This is a genomic window from Variovorax gracilis, assembly GCF_030317115.1.
GTDB lineage: Bacteria > Pseudomonadota > Gammaproteobacteria > Burkholderiales > Burkholderiaceae_C > Variovorax > Variovorax gracilis.
Genome location: NZ_JASZYF010000023.1, coordinates 1 through 20,750, shown reverse-complemented (window position 1 = coordinate 20,750; position 20,750 = coordinate 1). Strand labels below are relative to the sequence as shown.

The window sequence follows — 20,750 nt, the reverse complement described above, 5'->3', positions numbered from 1 at the left end:
AAGGAGGGGTGGGAGGGCGAATCGCGGATGAATGGGGGCGTGCGCACGTGCACGGCTCAGAAGAATGCCTTTTGTAGGTCGGCGCTGGCAGTGTGCGGGGGTCGACCCCTTCACAGCCCATGGCGCCGACGCCCTCGCGCCGCTGCTTCTGAACGCGCAGTCTGGAGACTCCATAAACCGACAAGGAGACTTTCATGGCTGAGCTGAAGAATTCCGGCGTGACCGGGGAAACCGCGGATTCCAAGACCGCCGCGACGGGCGTGGGCGCCGTGGTTGGCGGGGTGGCGGGTGGTGTGGCCGGCGGCGCGGCTGCGGGCGCCGCCGTGGGTGGCATGACCGGTCCTGTCGGGGCCGCCGTCGGTGCGGCCGTCGGCGCCATTGCGGGGGCGCTGGCTGGTCGAGCCGTCAAGGCCGATCCGGACGTCGAAGACGCCTACTGGCGCGAAAACTACTCGGGCCGCTCGTATGTCGAGGGCGGATCGAGCTACGACGACTATTCCCCGGCTTACCGCTACGGCGTAGACGCCTATACGCGCTATCCAAATCGTTCATTCGATGACGTCGAGCCGGAGCTGAGCAGGGACTGGGGCACTGCGCGCGGTCGCTCCTCGCTCGAGTGGGAACGTGCCAAGCATGCAACCCGCGACGCCTGGCAGCGTCTGAGCGACAACGTCGAGCGCGCGATCCCGGGAGACTCTGACCGCGACGGCCGCTGAACACTCCTGTTCGACCAAGGAGGGCCCGCCCGCACGGGGCGGCCCCTCTTCCGCACGGCCAGGATGCGCGGGTCGCCCGACCCTCGTCTTGACGGCTTCTGAGGCCATCGATATCGAAACGGCAACTTCCATCGCGCCAGATGCGGGCCGCCGCCGACCACGGCGTGCAGGACTTCGGATGTGCGCGCGCGCGTCTGTCAACGCGCGCCAGACCCGGGCACGAAGCGCTTGAACACTGACAGCCACGGCCGAGTCAGGCGATGCAAGGCACCGGCCGGTTCTTGAGCCTGAGCAGCTCCTTCTTCCTTGCGTATTGCGAAGACGACGTCCGTGTCGCGGGCCGCGAACCCGACAAGGGGTGCCGTCCTGCGGCCCACGCCAAGAACTTGCTGACCGCCGGCGCGACCTCCACGCGCAAACGCCGCGCCAGACGGACTCTGCAAAGGCACGGTTCTGAAACGGCCCGCAGGCGCACAAAGCCCGCGCCCACCACCCAAATGCGCCCCCAAGCGCCGACGTGCCGCGCTTCAAGCCGTCGCCCTTGTCGCAGCATCTGGCGGCCCCACCAGTCCGGTCGATCCTTCGACCTCTTCGAGAGCTCGTCGTGACCAACGAAGCCATTTTTTTTGTATCGCGGTGTCCGGTTCGCCTGCTCAGTGAAACCGTCCGGTCCCGTGCGGGTCTGGGCAGAGCTCGAGGACCTTGGCGGTCTGCGCGGCGTCAGGCGCTGCAGTTGACCCCCAGGATGCCGACCCCCAGGCCGCTGAGGCAATGCGGCACGCGCAACAGCAAGCGATGCGCTCGGTCAACGACCGCACGCCGGCCAAGGCCCGTTCTGAGCAGCTCGGCGCGCCACGGATCGCGCCCAAGCGAATCACGGTCAGAGGCTCTGACGACGACCGAAGAATCCTGGGCGAACGACGGATACGGGAGATCACGGATCGTCCAGCGCGAGGCGCGAAGCGCCGGCGGCGTGCCGCGGCCCTCCGCTGGCCCCACGGACTGAGCGTGCGGCGCGCGGGCTCGTTCCCGGCCAGTGCGCCAAAGGCGATGCCCGCATCCAGGTCGGCGTGCCCGTTCTCCGTGAGCGCCGGCCGTGCTCGATCGCCCGCTCCTCCCTTGTCGCGCGGAAACCGGAAGACCGGCGAAGCCGCGCCTTGGAGACAGGCCAAGCGTCGGCATGCGACGTCGCCGGACACGGCCGCCGCCTCCCTTGGAACACGTCCGACATCCGCTATGACCGGAAATGCGAGATTTCACGAGCAGCGCTTCTGCCACGCGAACTGAAGAGGAGATGCCATGAAAATCGCCCAGATCGCCCCGTTGTACGAAGCCGTGCCGCCCCGCTTGTACGGCGGCACGGAAAGAGTCGTGGCGCACCTCACGGACGCCCTGGTGGACCAAGGCCACGAAGTCACGCTGTTCTCCTCCGGCGACGCACGCACGCGGGCCAGGCTCGTTGCGACCCGCGAACAGGCCTTGCGCCTGGATCCGAGGCCCCTCAAATCCGACTTGGCAAGCCACCTGTCGCTGCTGCAGGAAGTGCGGCGCAGGGCCGATCAATTCGACGTGCTGCATTTCCACATTGACATGTTGCATTTCCCCTTGTTCGAAGAGCTGGCGGGTCGTACCTTGACCACCCTGCACGGCCGACTCGACATTGCCGACCTGCCGGACACCTACGCACGATGGAAGGAGTACCCGCTCGTGTCGATTTCGAATGACCAGCGCAAGCCGCTGCCCGACGCCAACTGGTACGGCACGGTGCATCACGGCGTCGCGCACGAGCACCTTCGGTTCAGCAGCACGGCGCGCGGCGACTATCTTGCGTTCCTGGGCCGCATATCCCCGGAGAAGCGCCCGGATCGCGCCATCGAGATCGCCAAGGCGGCGGGCGTGCCCCTGCGTCTCGCGGCCAAGGTGGACCACGTGGACCGCGAGTACTTTCAAGGCGAGATTCGCCCGCTTCTCGATCATCCGCTGATCGACTACGTCGGAGAGATCGGAGACGAGCAGAAGAGCGGCTTCCTCGGAAACGCTCGCGCGCTGCTGTTTCCGATCGACTGGCCCGAGCCCTTCGGACTGGTCATGATCGAAGCCATGGCCTGCGGCACGCCCGTCATCGCCTGGCGGCGCGGGTCGGTCCCCGAAATCATCGACGAGGGCGTGACGGGCTTCATCGTCGACGACGTGCCCCAGGCTGCCGACGCGGTGAAGGCAGCGCGCGATCTGCCCCGAGGCCGAATCCGTCAAGTCTTTGAGGAGCGTTTCACCGCACAGGCCATGGCGCGGCGCTATGCGGAACTCTATTGGCAACTCGCGCGCGACCACCGCGCCGCGCTGCGCGAACCGGAGGCGGCGTGAGCGAGACCGGCGCCGCCGCGCGCCCGACAGAACCATCCAAGCCCGCAGCCAAGAACGACGAATGGCCGGCGCCACCTGCACGGTCGGCGCAACGGCTTTTCGTACTGAAGGAGGGCGACACCTTCCTGGTCGCGGACACCTACGGCGACATCACGGGTGAAGGCGACGGGCTGTTCCACAACGACACGCGCCTCTTGTCCACGTTCCGCCTGCTGATGAACGGGCAGCAGCCCTCGCTGTTGTCGAGTGCGGTGAGCCAGGACAACGCCTTCTTCACGGCCCACATGGTCAATCATCCGCTGCCGCCGCTGGGGGAAAGTTCGATGCCGCAGGGCGTGATCCATTTGGAACGGCGCCGCTTCCTCTGGGGCGATGGCGTGTACGAGCGCGTCGCGCTGGCCAACTACAGCGACACGGCCGCGAGAGTGCCCCTGCAGCTGCTGTATGCGGCCGACTTCCGCGACATGTTCGAGGTGCGTGGCCAGAGCAGGAGCAAGCGGGGCGCCCTGTCGGAGGCGCAACTCGACGATCGCGGCGTGGCGCTGCGCTACCAGGGGCTGGACAGCGTCTGGCGCACAGTCGTCGTCTCCTTCTCGGAAGTGCCGAAGCGTCTGACCGGTGTCGGTGCCGAATTCGAGGTGCTGCTGCGCGGCGGCGGCGAATGGGCGCTCTACATCGAAGTCGCCTCTGCGCGGACGCAGCCGTCTCGCCAGCGATTTCGTGATGCGGCAGCCAAGACGCGGCGCAGCCTGCGCACGCACCGTCGCCGCGGCGCGCGGCTGCGCGTGTCGAACCGCCTGTTCCAGGCATGGATCGACAAGTCCGAAGCCGACCTGGCCCTGCTGACCACCGAACTGCCGACCGGCCCCTATCCGTACGCGGGCATTCCCTGGTTCTCCACGCCCTTCGGCCGGGATGCTGTCATCACGGCCATGCAAACGCTGTGGCTGGATCCGGCGCTCGCACGGGGCGTGCTGTCGTTCCTTGCCGCGCATCAGGCCATCGAGACATCGACCTTTCGCGATGCCGAGCCCGGAAAGATCATGCATGAGACTCGCAAGGGCGAGATGGCTGCGGTCAACGAATTGCCGTTCGGCAAGTACTACGGCGGCGTGGACACGACGCCATTGTTCATCATGCTCGCGGCTGCCTATGCGCAGCGCACCGCCGATGCCGCTTTCATCGACGGGATCTGGAAGGCGCTGGTGGCCGCCACGTCATGGATCGAGAACAACATGTCGCGTCACGCGGGCTTCGTGGGCTATGCTCGCGGCGAGCACACGGGGCTGGCGAACCAGGGATGGAAAGACAGCCACGACTCGGTATTTCACGAAGATGGGACATCGCCGACCGGTCCGATCGCGCTGATCGAAGTGCAGGGATACGCCTACGCGGCCCTGCGTGGCATGGCCGCCCTGGCGAGAGGCCGCGGCGATGAGGCGGCATCCGTGCGCTGGGACGATGGCGCCAGCGCGCTGGCCGCGCGGGTCGAGCAAGCCTTCTGGCAGGACGACCTCCAGTTCTACGCACTGGCGCTCGACGGCCACGGCCAAGCCTGCAGGGTGCGCGCCTCCAACGCAGGACATCTGCTGTTCAGCGGCTTGCCTTCAGCGGAACGCGGCCGCCTGGTGGCGCGACAGATTCTGTCGGGCGCGTTCGACTCGGGATGGGGCGTGCGCACGCTCCCTTCGAACATGCCGCGGTTCAATCCGATGTCCTATCACAACGGGTCGGTCTGGCCCCACGATGTCGCGCTTTGCGCGGCGGGCGTGGCACGCTATGGGGATCGCAGCGGCGCGGTCCATCTGCTGGGCAATCTGTTCGAGGCGGCTGCATACTTCGGCCTGCGACTGCCCGAGCTCTTTTGTGGCTTCAAACGCGCCTCGGGCGAATCGCCGATCGCCTATCCCGTAGCCTGTCTTCCTCAAGCATGGGCTGCGGGCTCGGTGTTCATGCTTTTGCAATCCTGCCTCGGCATCGAGATCGATGCCCATGGCGGCAACGTGCTCGTCAACCGGCCTCAGCTGCCGGCCGGCATCGAGTCGCTCGGCATTGCAGGATTGGCGGTCGGACAAGACCGCTTCGACCTCGCATTCCGCCGCGTCAATGGCGGCGTCGTCGCGTTTGTCGAGGCGAACGACGCATCGATGATCGCCCGCGTGGAAATGCGCCTGTAGCTGCGCGTGACGTGGTCGATCAGCGGCACTCCGAGGGCTTCCGCGATCGCGTTGACCCGCCAGCCGGAGCCCGTTCCAAGCATGCAGCAATCGTCGCCCTGGGGATTCACCGCAGATAGGACGGTCGCCCACCTAGAGGCACCGGCGAGCTTCAGACGACGGCGTCCAATGCGCGCGTGGCTGGCCACTGGTCGGGTCCCACGCGATTGACGGGTCAATCCTCAAGCCAGCGGAGGGTGCGCTGTCAGCTGCCAGGTGATCGCAGGGGGTTGAACGCTCGCGCACACGGGCCCCCCATCTCGCGCGGTGCCCAGGATGCGGGCTTCGATGGCACGTCCCGGGTCGTCCAATGCGGCCTCCACCAGGTGCCGAGGAATGCCGGCCATCTTGATCTTCGCTCTACGCACCCAGGGCGACTCGGATTGACCCGCCAGGGTGCCGGAGTTCAGATAGACGAATCGGTCGGTGGGTGTGCCCTGCGCGAAGGCACCGCGGAAGTTGAACGATCCGTCTGCAAGCACCGGCCCGAGATCCATGGTGATGCCAAACGCGAGGGAATCCCCCGTCGATGCATACGGCGGCAGCAGTTCATCGCGCCCTTTCTGCAGGGCGAACCGGACTCCGGGAGGCGGTGCCAGGACGACCACGATGACCTGGAGTTGAGGTGCGGTTGCGCTCTTCATGTGCTTGTCCAAACACGAAATCGATGCCGGCTTGCGCCAAGGTCTCAGGATAGCGCACGGTGCCGGCGGACCGACCGGGCATGCGAGACACGGCGCATCGCGCCCTGCCCGAGAGGGTCGGGCCATGCCGACAGAGCCGACCTGCCCGGCGATGATGGGGGCCACCTCGACCTTGGCCACCGAGCAGGATGCGCAGGTTCGGAATCGGGACGCCTTTGCCTTCGGAATCGACGTTGCTGCGGGCGAGTTTGATTTTCGGGCCGAAGCGACCCACGCGTCCGCTGGCGCACCTGCGCAACCCATTGGGCCCGGCGGCGGTATGCTGGACACAGGTCACATTCCCAGGAGTTGGCGATGCTCTACACCTACGTCACCGAGAACGAAGACAACGACCCGGTCGGCCCGCGCGACCCCATGGAGTTGTTCAGTCAGGCGGCTGAGCAAGCTGGGTTGATTCGGGCCGGGGATCCGCTTGATCAGAACGTGGTGGATTACGCCAAGCTGGTGGTGCAGATGTGCGCATCGATCGGCGACAACTATGTGCAGCCCGAAAGTTCGGACGGCCAGACGGTAGGGGACCGCATCCGAGTCGAGTTCAACCTACCGTGAATGGCGGCAACGCGCAGGCCGGCCCGAGTCCCGGTGCGCGAAGCGACCTGTTCGCACCGAGGGCCGGGAAGTCGCGCGAATGCTCGCCGGCAAAACCACCCGTGTTGGCCCCGTCCGGCATTCCGTCAGGCTTGCCAGAAATGAGGCTGCCGCACAGCGTCGTCTTGCCTCGGTCCGGCGCGCGCTCTACTCAGCTGGATCGAGCGCGGAAGTTCGGCGTCGGCGCGAGAAAGCCACGCCGTGCAAGTTCTGCAAATTGAAGATTCATTCTTGCATTTGCAGTATGGCGGTCTTCAAACCTTGCAGGGCGCGCAGCGCAACAGGAATGATTCGCCTCCGATTCCCGATGCGCGAACCCGGCTTCAATACTCCGGTGTCTTCTTGAAGAAGTGCCTCGTGGAACAGCCTCGTGCGTATTGACGACCGCCCGAGCCGCCTGCCCGGGCTGAGACGTTTGGCAATCATCTTCACAAAGCAGACGTGACCCTTGGCGGTGGCTCGCGCGTTGAGGGACGGCAGAGGGGTTTTCCTCTGCCGGAGTACCAATGAACCGAATCGTTCTGCCCACCTCGGGGTGTGTGCCGTCACCGCCGCGCCGGCCGGCGCGCTCTTCGCCACGGCCCCGGCTCATGCGAGCCCGAAATCAGCGCTCGGTGACATTTCCGCACACGAAGCGGCTGTCGACGGCGCCAGTCCGTGCCCCGTTTGCGATCCATCCGCAGGCGTTCACTCCTGTCCCCTGCCGAGGTACCACCGGCAGTCGCGGGCGTGCGACCGATCGAGCTGTCATCGGCACTATCCGGCACGAGCATCCAAGGCGCGTCCGCACTTGTGGCGTGCATGCCGCATTCCGTCCATTCCGAGATGGCTCGACACGATCTGGTTGAGCTCATGGCCCGACTGGCGAGTGACGGTTGCGCGCTCTCATCAAGCGACGCGATCTCGTTGCTGGCTGAGTTGCTGGAGAGGCTGCGGCCAACGCTTGACGGTGCCGACTATGAGACGCTCCTTCTCATTGGTGCGTCCATGTGGCGATGCATGCCGTTCGAGCAGGGGCGTGGCGCTTGGGGTCTTGCATCCGGCGGCACAGGCTAGGGGCCATCCGGGTCGGACCGGGCCGCGTGCGCCCACGAAAGTCGGTTCTCCCTGCAATGACGCGTCCGGACCGTGAGCGCGCGGGATCTCGGTTCAAGCCTCATATCACGGGCGACCGCTTGGATTGCCAAGTTGAACTCGGCCTGAAATGAATTGACGGCGCTCACAATCATTCTTCAGTTTTCTTGTCTGGGCGGGTGCATTCGACTCGCGGCGCGTCGAGCAGTCCGAGGTTCCCTCGCCTGAGGAACTTCTTCGATCCTCGGCTGCCGACTGCCAGCGGGTCGCCAAGCAGCGCATGTTGGGGACGCATGGATCCGGTCGGGTCGGACGCAACGCCGCTGGTGCCCGCGCCAAGCTCCTACGAGAGGGGACCACCGGTTCTGAGATGCTAAAAACATCAGTTTGGTGGCACGATCATGCGAACCGACGTATTTCGAGCGCTTGGATCCGACGGGCGCGTGCATGTCGTCTTCCGCCGCACCCAAACGTTCGTCGAAAAGACCACGCGCGGCGTTGTCGAGAAGCAACGGGAGCCGAGGTTCTATCTCGGCAACGGAGATCCGCTGGACTGTGCCGATCGCTACGACACATTCAAGACGCTCCAGGGAGACTTGGTCGTCCGGCTGCTCACCCCGAACCCACCGAAGCTGCGCCCGACCAGCCAAGGTCGCCAGGTGCCTGAAGAGAACTGGACAATGGCGTCCGATTCCTGTTTTCGCTAGGGAGTCGCCTCCCTGGCGTGGCCCGCCGATCACGGCCGCCAGCTGGAAGGCCAAGTTCCCGGAGACAGTGGAGACCTACGAGCGCCTGAATCCCGAACCGGACTTCCCGCGTCTGGTGTCCGCCGTGGTCCCGGGGTGGCTCGACGAAGGGCCGTCCGGACATCCGGGCGGCACTGTGTCGCGAATTCAGGCGCGCGTCCTCGTTGTGCGAGAAGATGAGGATCACCTCACGTCGGCCGCCGACGCTGTCGAGTTGCGGGGCCTCCTGCCTCATGCGCATTTGCTGAACATTCCGTTCGCAGGGCATGTTGCGCATGCGGACGGTGCCGAGGTCTTCCTCGCGGCGACGAAGCAGTTCCTGAACCAGCCGCTCCCAGCGAAGTAGGCCATGGCAAGATGACCAGCGCTGAATCGCAAGATCCGGCGGCGCACGGCGCCCGCGCAACGGGCGACCAGGCGCTCGCATAGACTGCGGCGACCAAGGAGACCGCCCATGAAGACGTTATGGACATGCGCAGCCGCAAGTCTGTGCATCGCCGCCCTCGCGGGCTGCGCGACCGGTGCGCTCCAAGTTTCGGAGGTCGGCAGCTTCCATGTGGGTGGACGCGCCGTCACCCTCTCCGGCTTGCCGGAGAAAGAGTTGAGCTTCACGCCAGGAGCCCCTCCTCTGAAGCTCGATCCCAATGGCGACTTCGAAGTCGAGGCGCTTTACGCGCGCTACACCCGACTCGCAAGCCCGAAGGCGAAGTACCCGCTCCTGATGTGGCACGGCGGTGGCCTGTCGGGGGTGACCTTCGAGACCAAGCCGGACGGCGCGCCGGGCTGGGAAGACTACTTTCTTCGCGCCGGATACGACGTCTACGTCAGCGACGCGGTGGAGCGGGGGCGAGCCTCCTGGGCGCGATACCCGGAGATCTTCAAGAGCGAGCCTTTCTTCAGACCCAAGAAGGAAGGCTGGGAACTGTTCCGCATCGGCGACACGGGCTCTTACGCCACTGATCCGGTCCAACGCAAGACCTTCCCCGGAACCCAGTTTCCGGTCGCCGCCTTCGACCAGTTCGCCAAGCAGGCGATCCCGCGCTGGGGCACCAACGACGCGGCCACGCAGGCTGCCTACGACGCCTATGTTCAGAAGGTCTGCCCCTGCGTCATTCTGGTGCACAGCCAGGGCGGCAACTTCGCATTCAACTCGGCGCTCAAGTACCCGGACAAGGTCAAGGCGCTGGTCGCGGTGGAAACGTCGGGCTCGCCGAATCCCGACACCACCGACTTCGCGCGCATCAAGGGTGTGCCGATGCTCTGGGTCTGGGGTGACAACCTCGACAAGTTCCCGTTCTGGGGCCGGATCACCGCCCAGCAGGAAAGATTCCGGACGAACCTCGTGCGCGCCGGGGGGACCGGTGACCGGCTCCTGCTGCCGGAAGTGGCCATCCACGGAAACACGCACATGCTGATGATGGACCGCAATTCAGACCAGATCGGCGGCTTGATCGACCAGTGGCTGACCAGGCAGGGCATCAAGAAGTAGCCTTGGGGACGCTTCGACGCAGGGCTGCGATCGCCGCGCGTCACGGGCGCCATTCAGCGTCCGGCTGCTGCCGATCGCCTCCGGATGGAGAATGTCCACGGCTCGCCAGCCAGGCAGCAGCTTCGATCTCAACCCCACGACGGCAACGGATGCCCATGAAATCCACTTCGGTACAGCGGACTGCGGGATCGGCGCTCGAGGGCGTGCGCGAAACGCTGGACGCGCTGTACCGCGACGAGTCGCGCCGCATCTTCGCCACGCTGGTTCGGCTTCTCGGCGATTTCGATCTGGCCGAGGAAGCCTTGCACGATGGTTTCCGCGCTGCGCTCGAACAGTGGCCCACGATGGGAGTCCCTGAACATCCCCGGGCGTGGCTGGTGTCGGCGGGGCGTTTCAAGGCCATCGACGCCATGCGCCGCCGTGCGCGTTTCCAGGCGTGGGATGACGCGACGGAGGCCGTCGAGACGGCGCCGGATGCCGCACCCGCTTGGGACGAAGAGGCGGACGTGCTCGAGGACGATCGTCTTCGGCTGGTCTTCACCTGCTGCAATCCTGCGCTGGCGCCTGACGCACAGATCGCGCTCACGCTGCGCGCGGTGTGCGGGCTCGCGACCGAAGACATCGCCAGCGCCTTCCTGGTGCCCGCACCCACCATGGCCCAGCGCATCGTTCGCGCCAAAGCCAGGATCCGCGACGCGCGCATTCCGTACCAGGTCCCTTCGCCAGCGGACTTGCCGCAGCGGCTGGATGCCGTGCTGCGCGTGATCTACCTGGTCTTCAAGGAGGGCTATGCCGCCTCCTCGGGCGAAACGCTGACACGGGCCGATCTGTCCGCCGAGGCGATCCGCCTGGGACGGCTCCTGCACGATCTGCTTCCGGAGTCCGAGGTCAGGGGGCTGCTGGCGCTGATGCTCCTGCAGGAGTCGCGCCGTGCCGCGCGCACGTCCGCGTCGGGCGATCTGGTGCTGCTCGACGAGCAGGACCGCGGCCTCTGGAGGCGGGACCTGATCGCCGAAGGGTCCGCGCTGGTGACCCGCGCCTTGGCGTCGCGCCGCATTGGCCCCTACACGCTGCAAGCCGCCATCGCGGCCGTCCATGCGGAAGCCGCCGATGCGGCCACGACCGACTGGGCGCAGATCGTCGGTCTCTACGAAGTACTGTTGAGGGCCGAGCCCTCGCCAGTGGTGGAGCTGAATCGCGCCGTCGCGATCGCCATGTGCGACGGCCCGGCAGTCGGCCTGGCGCTCATCGACGGCATCCTCGCGCGCGGCGAACTCGGGGACTATCACCTGGCGCACGCGGCACGCGCCGATCTCTGCCGTCGGCTCGGCCGCACGGCGGAAGCCCGTTGCGCGTACGAACGCGCACTGACGCTCGCGCGCCAGGGGCCCGAGCGCAAGTTCCTGGAACGAAGACTGGCCGCGCTGCCGGCCTAGGCTGCGACAAACGGCAGGCGATGCATGCCGATACAAATTTCCTGTGCGGCCCCGGCGGACGGATGTCGATCCCCGGGCCTGCCATTCGACCAGTGGGTGTCCCATCACCCCATGTCCTGGAGAGTTCCATGAAATACCTGTGCCTGGTCTATGTCGAAGAGGCGCTGCTCGACGCGCTGTCCAACGACGCGAGTGCTGCGCTCGCCGCCGAATCGATCGCCTACCACGAAGAACTTGCGTCGCGTGGCCAACTCGCTGTTGCGCATGCCTTGCAGCGCGTGAGGCACGCCAGGGTCGTACAGCTGCGGCAGGGAGGCAGGATGACGCGGACGGGCGGGCCCTTTGTCGAGACCAGGGAGCCACTCGGCGGCTTCATCCTGATCGAAGCCGATGATCTCAATGCAGCCATCCAGATCGCTTCGAAAGTTCCGCTCGCGCGCGTGGGCAGCATCGAAGTGCGGCCCATCGCCAGGGTCGATCGCATGGAAGTGAGCGCGGCATGAGATACCTCTGCATGATTTTCGCGACGCAGGCGCAGATGGATGCGATCCCGCCGGGCGAGCTGCCGGCCTTCGTGAACGCGCACCTCGACTACGACGATGAACTGAGCGCGAGCGGCCACCTGATCGCCTCCGAAGGGCTGGAGTCCGCCGACAAGGCGGTGGTCGTGCGCATGCGCAACGGCAAGCTGTCCGTGACCGATGGTCCTTTCGTCGAGACCAATGAGCAGCTCGGGGGCTTCTATCTCGTGGACGCGGCAAGCGACGAGGACGCCCTGCGCATGGCTGCAGGCATTCCCTCGGCACGCGTGGGCAGCATCGAGGTGCGCCCGGTCCTTGCGCCGCTCGAAGGCGCTGCGGGAGATGCGCGATGAGCCCGCTCAACACCAGCGCCGGCGCCCATCGGAAGGCGACGGCGCGCGAATGGATCGGGCTCGCCGTCATTGCGCTGCCGTGCCTGCTCTATTCGATGGACCTGACGGTCCTCAACCTGGCGGTGCCGCACCTGAGTGCGGCGCTGCGCCCCACGAGCGCGCAGATGCTGTGGATCGTCGACATCTACGGCTTCATGCTGGCAGGTTCGCTGATCACAATGGGGACGCTCGGTGACCGCATCGGGCGGCGCAAGCTGCTGCTGATCGGCGCGGCCTGCTTCGGCGTGGCATCGGTGTTCGCCGCCTTCTCAACAAGTGCCGAGATGCTGATCGCCGCGCGCGCGCTGCTGGGCGTGGCAGGCGCCACGCTCGCGCCCTCGACGCTCTCGCTGATCCGCAACATGTTCCTCGATGCCCATGAGCGCACCATCGCCATCGGCGTCTGGGTGACCAGCTTCGCGGTCGGCGGCGCCATCGGCCCATTGGTCGGCGGCGTGCTGCTGGAGCACTATGCGTGGGGCTCGGTGTTTCTGGTGGGCGTGCCGGTCATGGCATTGCTGCTCGTCATCGGTCCCTGGCTGCTGCCCGAGTACCGCGACGACACGGCGAGCCGCCTCGATCTGCCGAGCGCTGCGCTCTCGATCGTCGCGGTGCTGGCGGTGATCTATGGGCTCAAGCGCATCGCCGAGTCGGGCATCGGCGCGTTGCCGATCGGGATGATGGCAGCGGGCGTGGCGACGGGCTTCGTCTTCGTCAGGCGCCAGGCAAAGCTGGCCGATCCGCTGATCGACTTGCGGCTTTTGCGAGCGCCCGCCTTCAGTGCGGCGCTGGCCATCAACACGCTGGGCTTCTTCGTCGGATTCGCGGCCTTTCTGCTGATCGCGCAGTACTTGCAACTCGTGTTGGGCCTGTCGCCGCTCCAGGCGGGGCTGTGGTCGTTGCCGTCGAGCCTGGCGTTCGTCGTCGGGTCCAACCTGGTGGCGCGCGTGGTGCGCCGGATTCGTCCGGGCTTCGTCGTTGCGGGCGGCCTGGTGCTCGCCGCCGCCGGCTTCGGGCTCCTGGCGGCGCTGGAGCGCGAGAACGGCTTGCGGATGCTCGTGATCGCCTATGGGATCCTGTCGCTCGGGCTGTCGTTCGTGTTCACCCTGGCGGTCGACATGCTGGTGAGAACCGCGCCGCCGGAGCGCGCCGGTGCGGCGTCGGCGCTTTCCGAGACCAGCTCGGAGCTCGGCGGTGCGCTCGGCATTGCGATCCTGGGCAGCGTGGTGGTTGCCGTCTACCGGCGTGCGCTGGCGGCAGCCGCGCTGGACGGCGTTCCCCTCGAAACGGCGCAGGCCGCGCGTTCCAGCCCGGGTGCCGCCGCGGATCTGGCGGCGGGACTTGCCGGACCGGCGGGTGATCGCCTGAAGGATGCGTCGCGCGAGGCGTTCGCCCAAGCCTTCGAGGTGACGGCACTCATCAGCGCCGCCGTCGCGCTGGCGGCCGCACTGCTGGCAGCGATCATCCTGCGCGAAGTCGAAACGCCAACGCCAAGTTCGCCGCCGACGCAGCCACCGTCCCTGGCATGAAGGCCTCCGAAAGGGATCCAGGCCTTCTTGTGACCCTGGTTCCCCGTCGACTTGTCGATTCGTGAGCGCGGCGATGTCGACGGCACGCGGGCTGCGCATTCGAGGCGAAGGTCAGATCGGCCGGTTCGGCGGTGCCCGGTAGAACTCGACGAAGAAACGCACGGCGCCCTCGGGCTCGACGCTGTGCCGCACTTCCGGCACCACGATGCCTCGTTGGGTCGCCGTGAGCACCACGTCCAGGCGCAATTCATCCACGCGGTAGCGCAACTGGCCCTCCAGCACCTGGATCTTCGCCCACACGCCCGACGCCGTTGAATGGTCCCTGCGCAGGCCGGATGGCACGGTGAGCTCTGTCAAGACAGGCGTTCGCTTGTAGCCTGCAAAACCATCGGGCATCTCGAATCGATTGCATCGGATGCACTCGAGCCGGGCACCCAGCTTCGCATTCCTGCCTTCCGCACTCGTGACCCAAGGTCGTGACACCAGCGGCGGATGGTGTCGAACATGCTGGCGGTGTCCGCAGTCGAGGCAGGCTACCCAGTCCGAGACTTCATCCTGGACAAAAGCGCTGATTGAACGTTGCATGCAGCCGCTCCTCAATGCGTGCAACTTGACAACAAGCCCCGCCCGGTGGCTTGCGAGCCGTCGAGGCGGCGTTGTCCATGGGCGACACCGGATGCCTTGGTCATGGCTTGCCCTTCAGACACCGGTGCGATCGGCTGGATGTCGTCAAGCCTTGGTGACCCGACGGGCCGGCTTGGCAGGCACCTCGGCAAAGAGGGTTTCCGCCGTGTCTGGCGTGACCTCCAGGCTCGGCTGCAGGACTCGTGAAGGCCATGTCACTTCCTGCCACAGCGGGAGCGTCAAGAGCGCCGGGCTGGCGCTGGCGACGTCGGCCAGGCTGTAGCGGTCCATTTCCTCCAGGAACGCTTGCATCGCCCGGGCCAGAACCGCAGCCAGCTCGCAACCCCCGTGAGGACGCAGCGGTTGTCTTACCCGAAGCATTCGACCAGGGCGACGTCGGTCTCGAAATGACGGATGAGGGTGGTGCCCAGCTTCAGCCTCGAGGGATGGACTGAAAGCCGCATGCCGCCATGGCGACCGCGCACCGTATCAACCCAGCCCGACTTGCCGAGCAGGTGCGTGACCTTGGTGAGGTGCGCGTGCGAGATGCCATAGACATCCGCAAGATCGCCGATAGTCACGAGCGACTCGGTTCGCGTGGCCAGCACCGGAAGCACCCGCAGCGAGTAGTCGGTAAAGAGTGTCAAGCGCATGGTTGCGGCTCCGGATGCCAAAGGCAGGGACGGCGAACTACAGGATGGCCGCTTGCGCCGGGTTGCTCGCGGCCAGCGCGTCGGCAAATGCATGGTTGACGTCGCTATGACCGGCCTCGTCGGATGTTCACCGCGCGTCGCTTAAACGCTCAATTTATATCTGTAAGTCGGAGCGCCAAGTCCCTTCCAAGTACCGACCGCTTTGTGCCCGGGCAAGCAAGGCCCTCCCCCGATCTCCGGGGCTGTTCGGTCGACACCGTAGGTCGATACGCCAGATCCTGGCCGAGACAGGCGGGATCCGCCCGGCGGCGCACCACCGGTGCGGGTTGGCGCGGACCTTGTCCGGGCGAGAGGAGATCCCGCGGTACCGCGGCGACTGCTTTCGCATCTGCGCAATCGCCACGATCCATCCGTCTTTCACACCGCATCATCGGTAGGGCGACAGGGCAGAGCTCAGCTTTCGACACCCATGATCACGATCTTCTCGGCGCCACCCAAGCCATCGAGCTTGCGCGGAGCCCTGCAGGCGGCCGACGCGGTACCCTTAGACTCATGGGCAGATGATCGCCATTTCCGCTGTCACGCGCGAGCGACTGCGGCGCTTCATGCGCATCCTGCGCATGGCCGCGGTCATCGGTGCGGGCGTCGGCGCACTCTACGCCGGCGCGATGGCCGGCCCGGGCGCTCGCTCGCTGCTCGCTTCCCTGCTGATCTCGATACCGATTGGTGTCATCAGCGCCCTGCTCACGGCTTCATCGATCGCCAGCATCGAGATCTTCCTGCTGCCTCGCACTTCGATGCGATGGCTCGACGCGTTGCCGTTCGCTGCGGTATTCATCCTGAAGACGCTTGTCTACGGCGCGATCGCAGGGGCGGTCCTCGCCGGCCAGCCGGGGCAGCGCTTGATGGGCGTCGTCACCGTCTATAACGCGCGCACCGGCCTGATTGCGATTGTCCTCTCGCTCGTGCCCGTTGCCGTTGTGGTGATGATGTTTCAGGCCGCGGGCCTGGTGGGCTACCGCACGTTCATGGCGCTTCTGCTTGGAAAGTATCGCCGGCCGTACGCCGAGCGACGCTTCTTCCTCTTCGCCGACGTGGTGGGCTCGACCGCGATCGCCGAGCGGCTCGGGGCCCTAGAAGCGCATCGCTTCCTCGCCGCGGTGTTCTCGGCAATCGCCGAACCGATCGAGCTGTGCCGCGGCGAAATCTACCAATACGTCGGTGACGAGATCGTCATCACCTGGGTCGAGGCCGATGGCGCTGCCGATGCACGGGCGTTGCGCTGCTTCTTCGCGATGCGCGCGGCGCTCGCCGCGGACGCCAACCGGTTTGTCCAACGCTTTGGCGTGCTGCCAGAGCTGCGTGCGGCCCTGCATCTGGGCGAGGTCATCGCCGGCGAAGTCGGCCAGGTGCGCCGTGCGATCGTCTTTCATGGCGACGTCATGAACACGACCGGTCGCCTCGAGCAGGCGACCCGCGAAGTCGGATGTTTCTTCATCGCATCGGCGGACGCGCTCGCCTCCCTGGGTCCGCCGCCCGAAATCCATACCCACGATCTTGGTGCGCTGGCGCTGCGCGGACGAGTCGAGCCCATCCAGGCGTTCTGCGTCGAACATTCGGACAGGAGGGCCTTGAAGAGTACATGAACGCCGTGCGACGAGAAGGGGTCCTCACTCGCCGTTTCACTTCCGAAGAATCCGAGTGCTAGCTCCGTCGGAAGCTGAAGTCCTTCGATGGTTCGAATGTCAGGTTTCGGACGGCTGGCTGTGCTCAGGCGCATGTCAGCAACGGGCCGGCACGGTCGTTCGGCGACAGGAGAAGCCGGCCTAGTCAAAGACACTGAACGGCCAATTCTGTTGAAAAACTCGTCTTGAACGCTGGGGCGTTGACGCTACGCCGAATGGGCCTTTTGCATTTCGAGTTCGTCACCAGGATCGAATCTGACGCGAAGCTCCTTCGGGACCTCTTACGCCGGCTTGAAGTGCATGGTTTGTGCGCTCGGCATCAACCGCTTTGCCATGCGCCTCAGGTTCTGAGCGGTTGCCGCCCACATGAACTCATCTTGCGCACCCGACAGCCCGCGCAGTCGCAGGCGATCCAGCTTGAGGATGCGCTTGAGGTGCGCAAAGAGGATCTCGACTTTCTTTCGATCGCGCCGAGACTGCTTGTACTGCGGCGTGGCGGCGAGTTCGCGGGCGACATTCCGAGATCGCTCATGCACGCTGCGCGTGATCCTTCGGTCTCGGCATATTGGGACAGCGCTGTTGCTTCATCAGGCATCCGGTGCAATCGTGCTGACTCGCGCTGTAGAGGATCGTTCCGGCCTTGGTGATGCGCTCGTGCGGCTTGGCGAATTTGCGGCGATCACCGAGATCGCATAGCCCTCGCTCCGTGCGATCTCGTCAGCCACCGCCGAGCGACGCCCCGATTTGTTCTGCGCCACGTGATGGGGCCGCCGTTGTCGACTCTCAAATGCACGAAGGTGAATCACCGACGCTCGAGACGCTGCCGCCCGGTGCCGCGATGTCCTCGCACAGGAGGTGCACTTCCGTGCCACAGACCGTCGCGCGCGTGAGGCGGATCACCGCATCGGTGCTCATCTGAAGGGTCGGCTTGGGGCGGTCCTCCACGTTCTTCTTGCCGGGGCCGTTGAACACGAGGCCTTGCATGTGGGCTTTCATCGCAATGGGTCGGGAAGCGCTGCTCGGAGTTCGGTGCTCACGGATCCTCGCGAGGCCCGCCAGAATCGGGGACAGTCACCGGCATCGAGGAACCTCCCATGATGGGAGGGCGCCGAAGCGACCTCTACCAGCGCCGAATGACCGTCCTTTGCATCGTGAGGCGATTTAGGATGCGTGTCTGTGCGCCGCCGCACGCCGTGCCTGCAGGCCTTGTGCGATAGCGAACACTGAATTCGCTCATGTGCCTATACTGGCCAAGGCGGTGGTCAGGAACACCCCAACGTCATCCCGAAGCCAGCATTTCCGGAGGAAGCGATGGCCATTCGGCCCGAACCAAGAAAGAACCATCTGCTTGGGGCGCTGCCCGATGCCGAATGGCAGCGCTGGTTACCGCAACTGGAAGCGGTCGAGATGCCGCTGGGCCACGTGCTCTATGAATCGGGCACCACTCTGAGCCACGTCTACTTCCCGACAACCTCCATCGTCTCCCTCCTGTACGTCATGGAGAATGGAGCTTCCGCGGAGATTGCCGTGGTCGGCAACGAAGGCATCGTGGGCATCTCGCTGTTCATGGGCGGAGAGTCGACGCCCAGTCGTGCCGTCGTGCAGAGCGCAGGCCATGGCTTTCGGCTCAAGGCAGAGGGGATCAAGGAGGAGTTCAAGCGAGCCCCTGTCCTGCATCTCCTGCTGCGATACACCCAGGCGCTGATCACGCAGATGGCGCAAACGGCGGTTTGCAACCGGCACCACTCGCTCGATCAGCAACTGTGCCGCTGGCTGCTGCTGAGCCTGGACCGGCTGCAGGGCAATGAACTCGTGATGACGCAGGAACTGATCGGCAACATGCTTGGCGTGCGCCGCGAAGGCGTGACCGAAGGTGCGCTCAAGCTGCAAAGGGCGGGGTTGATCAGTTATGCGCGGGGTCACATCTCGGTGCTGGACCGACAAGGGTTGGAGCAGCGCTCCTGCGAGTGCTATGCGGTGGTCAAGAAGGAGTACGACAGGCTCCTTCCGGCCAGGCTGGCAATCTAGGCCCAGCGCCCAGCCCTAGCTGGAGCCTGCCGGGTTCACGATCTTCGTGACATCCGCGACCTGCTGGGACATGCGGGCCTGTGCTTCGGCAGCCATCCCCATGAGGCTCTCGGCGTGCTCTCGCGCGAAGGTCGAATAGTTTTCCGTGAGACTGCGGATCAGGTCGGCCTGGGCCCCGGAGGCGGCTGCCCCTCCAAAGGTCTTCTGTGCCAGCTCCATGTACTTTTGCGCGCTGGTGTTGACCAGGTCGACCATGTCCTGCGACTGTGCAAAGCGCGTGATGAGTTCCGCATTCGCGGTGGAAAGCTTGACGAAAGGCTGAGTGAGTTTTTGCATGGGGACCTTTCCGGCGGGTGAGGATCAAAGCCCACTTGTAGGGCGCCCTCGGACTGCCGTCTGTGCGGTGGCAGACAGTCGCACCGGCCAATTGCGCGCAGAGTGGGTCCTCCCGCCTCACACGGAGCATGATTGGCCGCCATCGAGAACCACCTGATCGAGCTGCTCCCACGCAACGACCGCCGGCGTCTGTTGGACATGTGCGAACCGATCCAACTGGTACTGGCCGAAGTGATCCACGAGCCAGGGGTTGCATCCCGGCACGCCTACTTTCCCGTCGACGGCTTCATTTCACTGGTTGCGCGCATCGACCAACATCCTGGGCTGGAAGTTGGCATGGTGGGTCGCGAGGGGATGCTGGGCTCCAACCTCGCACTCGGCGTGGAGATCGCACCGCTGCGCGCGCTGGTGCAAGGCGCCGGCGCGGCCTGGCGCATCACCGCTCTCGACTTCCGGCGCGAAATGGCACGCAACGCGCCACTCAAGGCGGTGCTGGACCGGTACATCCAGGTTTCGATGTCGCAACTGGCCGCATCGGCGGCCTGCCTGCGCTTTCACCAGATCGGACCACGGCTCGCACGCTGGCTCCTGATGAGCCAGGATCGCGCGCATGCCGACAGCTTCCACGTCACACATGAGTTTCTCGCCTACATGCTGGGCGTGCGCCGCGTGGGCATCACGCTGGCCGCCGGTGGCCTGCAGCGCAGCGGATTGATCGAGTACAACCGCGGCACCCTCACAGTGCTCGATCGTCCAGGGCTCGAAGCGACGGCCTGCGCTTGCTATGCCGCGGACGAGAAAAGCTATGCGGGATTGCTTTGACCCACCGTCTGTGCGCTACCGAACCGACAAGCGGCGGTGCGCGCGGTACAAGGGAACATTGGGCTCAGCCCCTGTTCGAGCAAGACACCATGGACTACTGCGACTCCACGCGCCTCTCCTACCATGGCTGGGAGATACGCAGCCACCTCACCAGTGTTTCCTTCGACGGCACCGTGGCCGCCGGGGCGATGCTGTACTTCGAAGAGGCATGTCGGTGCCACATCATCTCGTGCAGACAATTCGCCAATGGCGTCGATGCCATCCACGCCATTGAAACCAAGGCCTCGCTCTGGATCGATGACCGCGAAATCAATCCCAGGAACGATCATGTCGAACCCTCCCTTCTTTCATGAGGCCTCGGGTGCCGTCCATTTCTGGGTTCCTGTCAATGGCACCCTGATCGGGGCGAGCATCGGCAAGGAAACGCTGCACTACTGCTATCGGTCAACCGCCATTGACGACCAGCCGCTGGAGACCTACCAGCTGCACGCGCAGGAGCTCGATGCGGCCGTGCGCCGACGCGTCGCGGGCGGCTCCGTCGAGCCGGTGATGTTGCGCGACTACGACCTGCACGAGGCAGTGGGCAAGGGCATCGAATAGGCCGACGGGGCTTGGGGCGCAGCCCCGGCGCCTACAACAGGCTTCGCAGCTTCACGAAGGCAAGGCCGGCCATGACCGCATCGTCCAGCGCATCGTGCGCGGCGCGAAGCGGCAGTCCCAGGTCATCCATCATCGTCGCGAAGCGAAGGTCGATGGTGCCGCCGCGCAGGTGCGCCGGGAGCCGTCGGTTCCTGTAGTCGTAGTACATGGCCGACACCTCGATCTTC

At 65.6% G+C, this 20,750-nt stretch carries 22 protein-coding genes and 2 pseudogenes; 16 read left to right on the top strand and 8 right to left on the bottom strand.

The genetic code is table 11. The annotated features are described in order from the left end of the window. Positions 1–194 precede the first annotated feature (194 nt). From QTH97_RS27985 to QTH97_RS27975, 3 genes are all read left to right on the top strand, one after another. Positions 195–716 (top strand): glycine zipper domain-containing protein, encoded by a 522-nt coding sequence (locus tag QTH97_RS27985; RefSeq protein ID WP_286571795.1) that lies wholly within the window; start codon positions 195–197, stop codon positions 714–716. Positions 717–2,015: 1,299 nt separating this feature from the next. Beyond that, on the top strand, positions 2,016–3,080 hold the full coding sequence (locus tag QTH97_RS27980) for a glycosyltransferase family 4 protein (protein WP_286571794.1): 1,065 nt from the start codon (positions 2,016–2,018) through the stop codon (positions 3,078–3,080). Continuing rightward, on the top strand, positions 3,077–5,257 hold the full coding sequence (locus QTH97_RS27975; protein WP_286571793.1) for an amylo-alpha-1,6-glucosidase: 2,181 nt from the start codon (positions 3,077–3,079) through the stop codon (positions 5,255–5,257). The genes QTH97_RS27980 and QTH97_RS27975 overlap by 4 nt, the downstream gene beginning before the upstream one ends. A gap of 221 nt (positions 5,258–5,478) precedes the next feature. Here the strand turns inward: QTH97_RS27975 and QTH97_RS27970 are convergent, their stop codons facing one another. Beyond that, positions 5,479–5,940, bottom strand: coding sequence for a DUF5990 family protein (locus tag QTH97_RS27970; protein WP_286571792.1), 462 nt, complete (start codon positions 5,938–5,940; stop codon positions 5,479–5,481). A 354-nt stretch (positions 5,941–6,294) separates the two neighbouring features. Here QTH97_RS27970 and QTH97_RS27965 point away from each other — a divergent pair, with 354 nt between their 5' ends. The 8 genes from QTH97_RS27965 (at position 6,295) to QTH97_RS27930 (ending at position 13,775) form a co-directional block, all read left to right on the top strand. Continuing rightward, positions 6,295–6,549 (top strand): hypothetical protein, encoded by a 255-nt coding sequence (locus QTH97_RS27965; RefSeq protein WP_286571791.1) that lies wholly within the window; start codon positions 6,295–6,297, stop codon positions 6,547–6,549. Between the two features lie 1,514 nt (positions 6,550–8,063). After that, on the top strand, positions 8,064–8,369 hold the full coding sequence (locus QTH97_RS27960; RefSeq protein ID WP_286571790.1) for a hypothetical protein: 306 nt from the start codon (positions 8,064–8,066) through the stop codon (positions 8,367–8,369). A gap of 67 nt (positions 8,370–8,436) precedes the next feature. Further along, positions 8,437–8,754, top strand: a complete 318-nt coding sequence (locus QTH97_RS27955; protein ID WP_286571789.1) for an alpha/beta fold hydrolase — start codon at positions 8,437–8,439, stop codon at positions 8,752–8,754. Between the two features lie 108 nt (positions 8,755–8,862). Continuing rightward, positions 8,863–9,897, top strand: coding sequence for an alpha/beta hydrolase (locus tag QTH97_RS27950; protein ID WP_286571788.1), 1,035 nt, complete (start codon positions 8,863–8,865; stop codon positions 9,895–9,897). Positions 9,898–10,052: 155 nt separating this feature from the next. Continuing rightward, positions 10,053–11,333, top strand: coding sequence for an RNA polymerase sigma factor (locus QTH97_RS27945; protein ID WP_286571787.1), 1,281 nt, complete (start codon positions 10,053–10,055; stop codon positions 11,331–11,333). A 128-nt stretch (positions 11,334–11,461) separates the two neighbouring features. Next, positions 11,462–11,836, top strand: a complete 375-nt coding sequence (locus QTH97_RS27940; protein ID WP_286571786.1) for a YciI family protein — start codon at positions 11,462–11,464, stop codon at positions 11,834–11,836. 11 nt (positions 11,837–11,847) lie between these two features. After that, entirely contained in the window at positions 11,848–12,207 is a 360-nt protein-coding gene (locus QTH97_RS27935; RefSeq protein WP_286571785.1) for a YciI family protein, read from the top strand. Continuing rightward, positions 12,204–13,775, top strand: coding sequence for an MFS transporter (locus QTH97_RS27930; RefSeq protein WP_286571784.1), 1,572 nt, complete (start codon positions 12,204–12,206; stop codon positions 13,773–13,775). Before QTH97_RS27935 ends, QTH97_RS27930 begins: the two co-directional genes overlap by 4 nt. A 111-nt stretch (positions 13,776–13,886) precedes the next feature. Here the strand turns inward: QTH97_RS27930 and QTH97_RS27925 are convergent, their stop codons facing one another. The 3 genes from QTH97_RS27925 to QTH97_RS27915 all read right to left on the bottom strand — a co-directional run bounded on the left by QTH97_RS27925 (position 13,887) and on the right by QTH97_RS27915 (position 15,052). Further along, on the bottom strand, positions 13,887–14,360 hold the full coding sequence (locus QTH97_RS27925) for a DUF3565 domain-containing protein (RefSeq protein WP_286571783.1): 474 nt from the start codon (positions 14,358–14,360) through the stop codon (positions 13,887–13,889). A 144-nt stretch (positions 14,361–14,504) separates the two neighbouring features. Then, positions 14,505–14,711 carry a hypothetical protein gene (locus QTH97_RS27920; RefSeq protein ID WP_286571782.1) on the bottom strand — a complete coding sequence of 69 codons (207 nt, stop codon included), beginning with the start codon at positions 14,709–14,711 and terminating at the stop codon, positions 14,505–14,507. 56 nt (positions 14,712–14,767) lie between these two features. Then, complete coding sequence (locus QTH97_RS27915) at positions 14,768–15,052, bottom strand: RrF2 family transcriptional regulator (protein WP_286571781.1); 285 nt, start codon at positions 15,050–15,052, stop codon at positions 14,768–14,770. Between the two features lie 560 nt (positions 15,053–15,612). On the opposite strand from QTH97_RS27915, the gene QTH97_RS27910 reads away from it, so the two are divergent. Then, positions 15,613–16,698 (top strand): adenylate/guanylate cyclase domain-containing protein, encoded by a 1,086-nt coding sequence (locus QTH97_RS27910; protein ID WP_286571780.1) that lies wholly within the window; start codon positions 15,613–15,615, stop codon positions 16,696–16,698. 320 nt (positions 16,699–17,018) lie between these two features. Here the strand turns inward: QTH97_RS27910 and QTH97_RS27905 are convergent. Beyond that, positions 17,019–17,388: pseudogene (locus QTH97_RS27905) on the bottom strand (transposase); the annotation flags it as partial. Between the two features lie 132 nt (positions 17,389–17,520). Then, positions 17,521–17,721, bottom strand: coding sequence for a hypothetical protein (locus QTH97_RS27900; RefSeq protein WP_286571779.1), 201 nt, complete (start codon positions 17,719–17,721; stop codon positions 17,521–17,523). Between the two features lie 327 nt (positions 17,722–18,048). On the opposite strand from QTH97_RS27900, the gene QTH97_RS27895 reads away from it, so the two are divergent. Beyond that, positions 18,049–18,765 (top strand): Crp/Fnr family transcriptional regulator, encoded by a 717-nt coding sequence (locus QTH97_RS27895; RefSeq protein WP_286571778.1) that lies wholly within the window; start codon positions 18,049–18,051, stop codon positions 18,763–18,765. Between the two features lie 15 nt (positions 18,766–18,780). Here QTH97_RS27895 and QTH97_RS27890 read toward each other — a convergent pair whose 3' ends face one another. After that, positions 18,781–19,101 (bottom strand): hypothetical protein, encoded by a 321-nt coding sequence (locus QTH97_RS27890; RefSeq protein ID WP_286571777.1) that lies wholly within the window; start codon positions 19,099–19,101, stop codon positions 18,781–18,783. 132 nt (positions 19,102–19,233) lie between these two features. On the opposite strand from QTH97_RS27890, the gene QTH97_RS27885 reads away from it, so the two are divergent. The 3 genes from QTH97_RS27885 to QTH97_RS27875 all read left to right on the top strand — a co-directional run bounded on the left by QTH97_RS27885 (position 19,234) and on the right by QTH97_RS27875 (position 20,523). Further along, the gene (locus tag QTH97_RS27885) at positions 19,234–19,923 is read left to right on the top strand and encodes a Crp/Fnr family transcriptional regulator (RefSeq protein ID WP_286571776.1); all 690 of its coding nucleotides are present in this window, start codon (positions 19,234–19,236) and stop codon (positions 19,921–19,923) included. A gap of 89 nt (positions 19,924–20,012) precedes the next feature. Further along, positions 20,013–20,276: a hypothetical protein gene (locus QTH97_RS27880; protein WP_286571775.1), complete on the top strand. Its 264-nt coding sequence runs from the start codon at positions 20,013–20,015 to the stop codon at positions 20,274–20,276. Continuing rightward, positions 20,251–20,523, top strand: a complete 273-nt coding sequence (locus QTH97_RS27875) for a DUF1488 family protein (RefSeq protein WP_286571774.1) — start codon at positions 20,251–20,253, stop codon at positions 20,521–20,523. Before QTH97_RS27880 ends, QTH97_RS27875 begins: the two co-directional genes overlap by 26 nt. Before the next feature lie 31 nt (positions 20,524–20,554). On the opposite strand, the pseudogene QTH97_RS27870 reads toward QTH97_RS27875, so the two are convergent. After that, a pseudogene (locus tag QTH97_RS27870) lies at positions 20,555–20,750 on the bottom strand (3'-5' exonuclease); the annotation flags it as partial.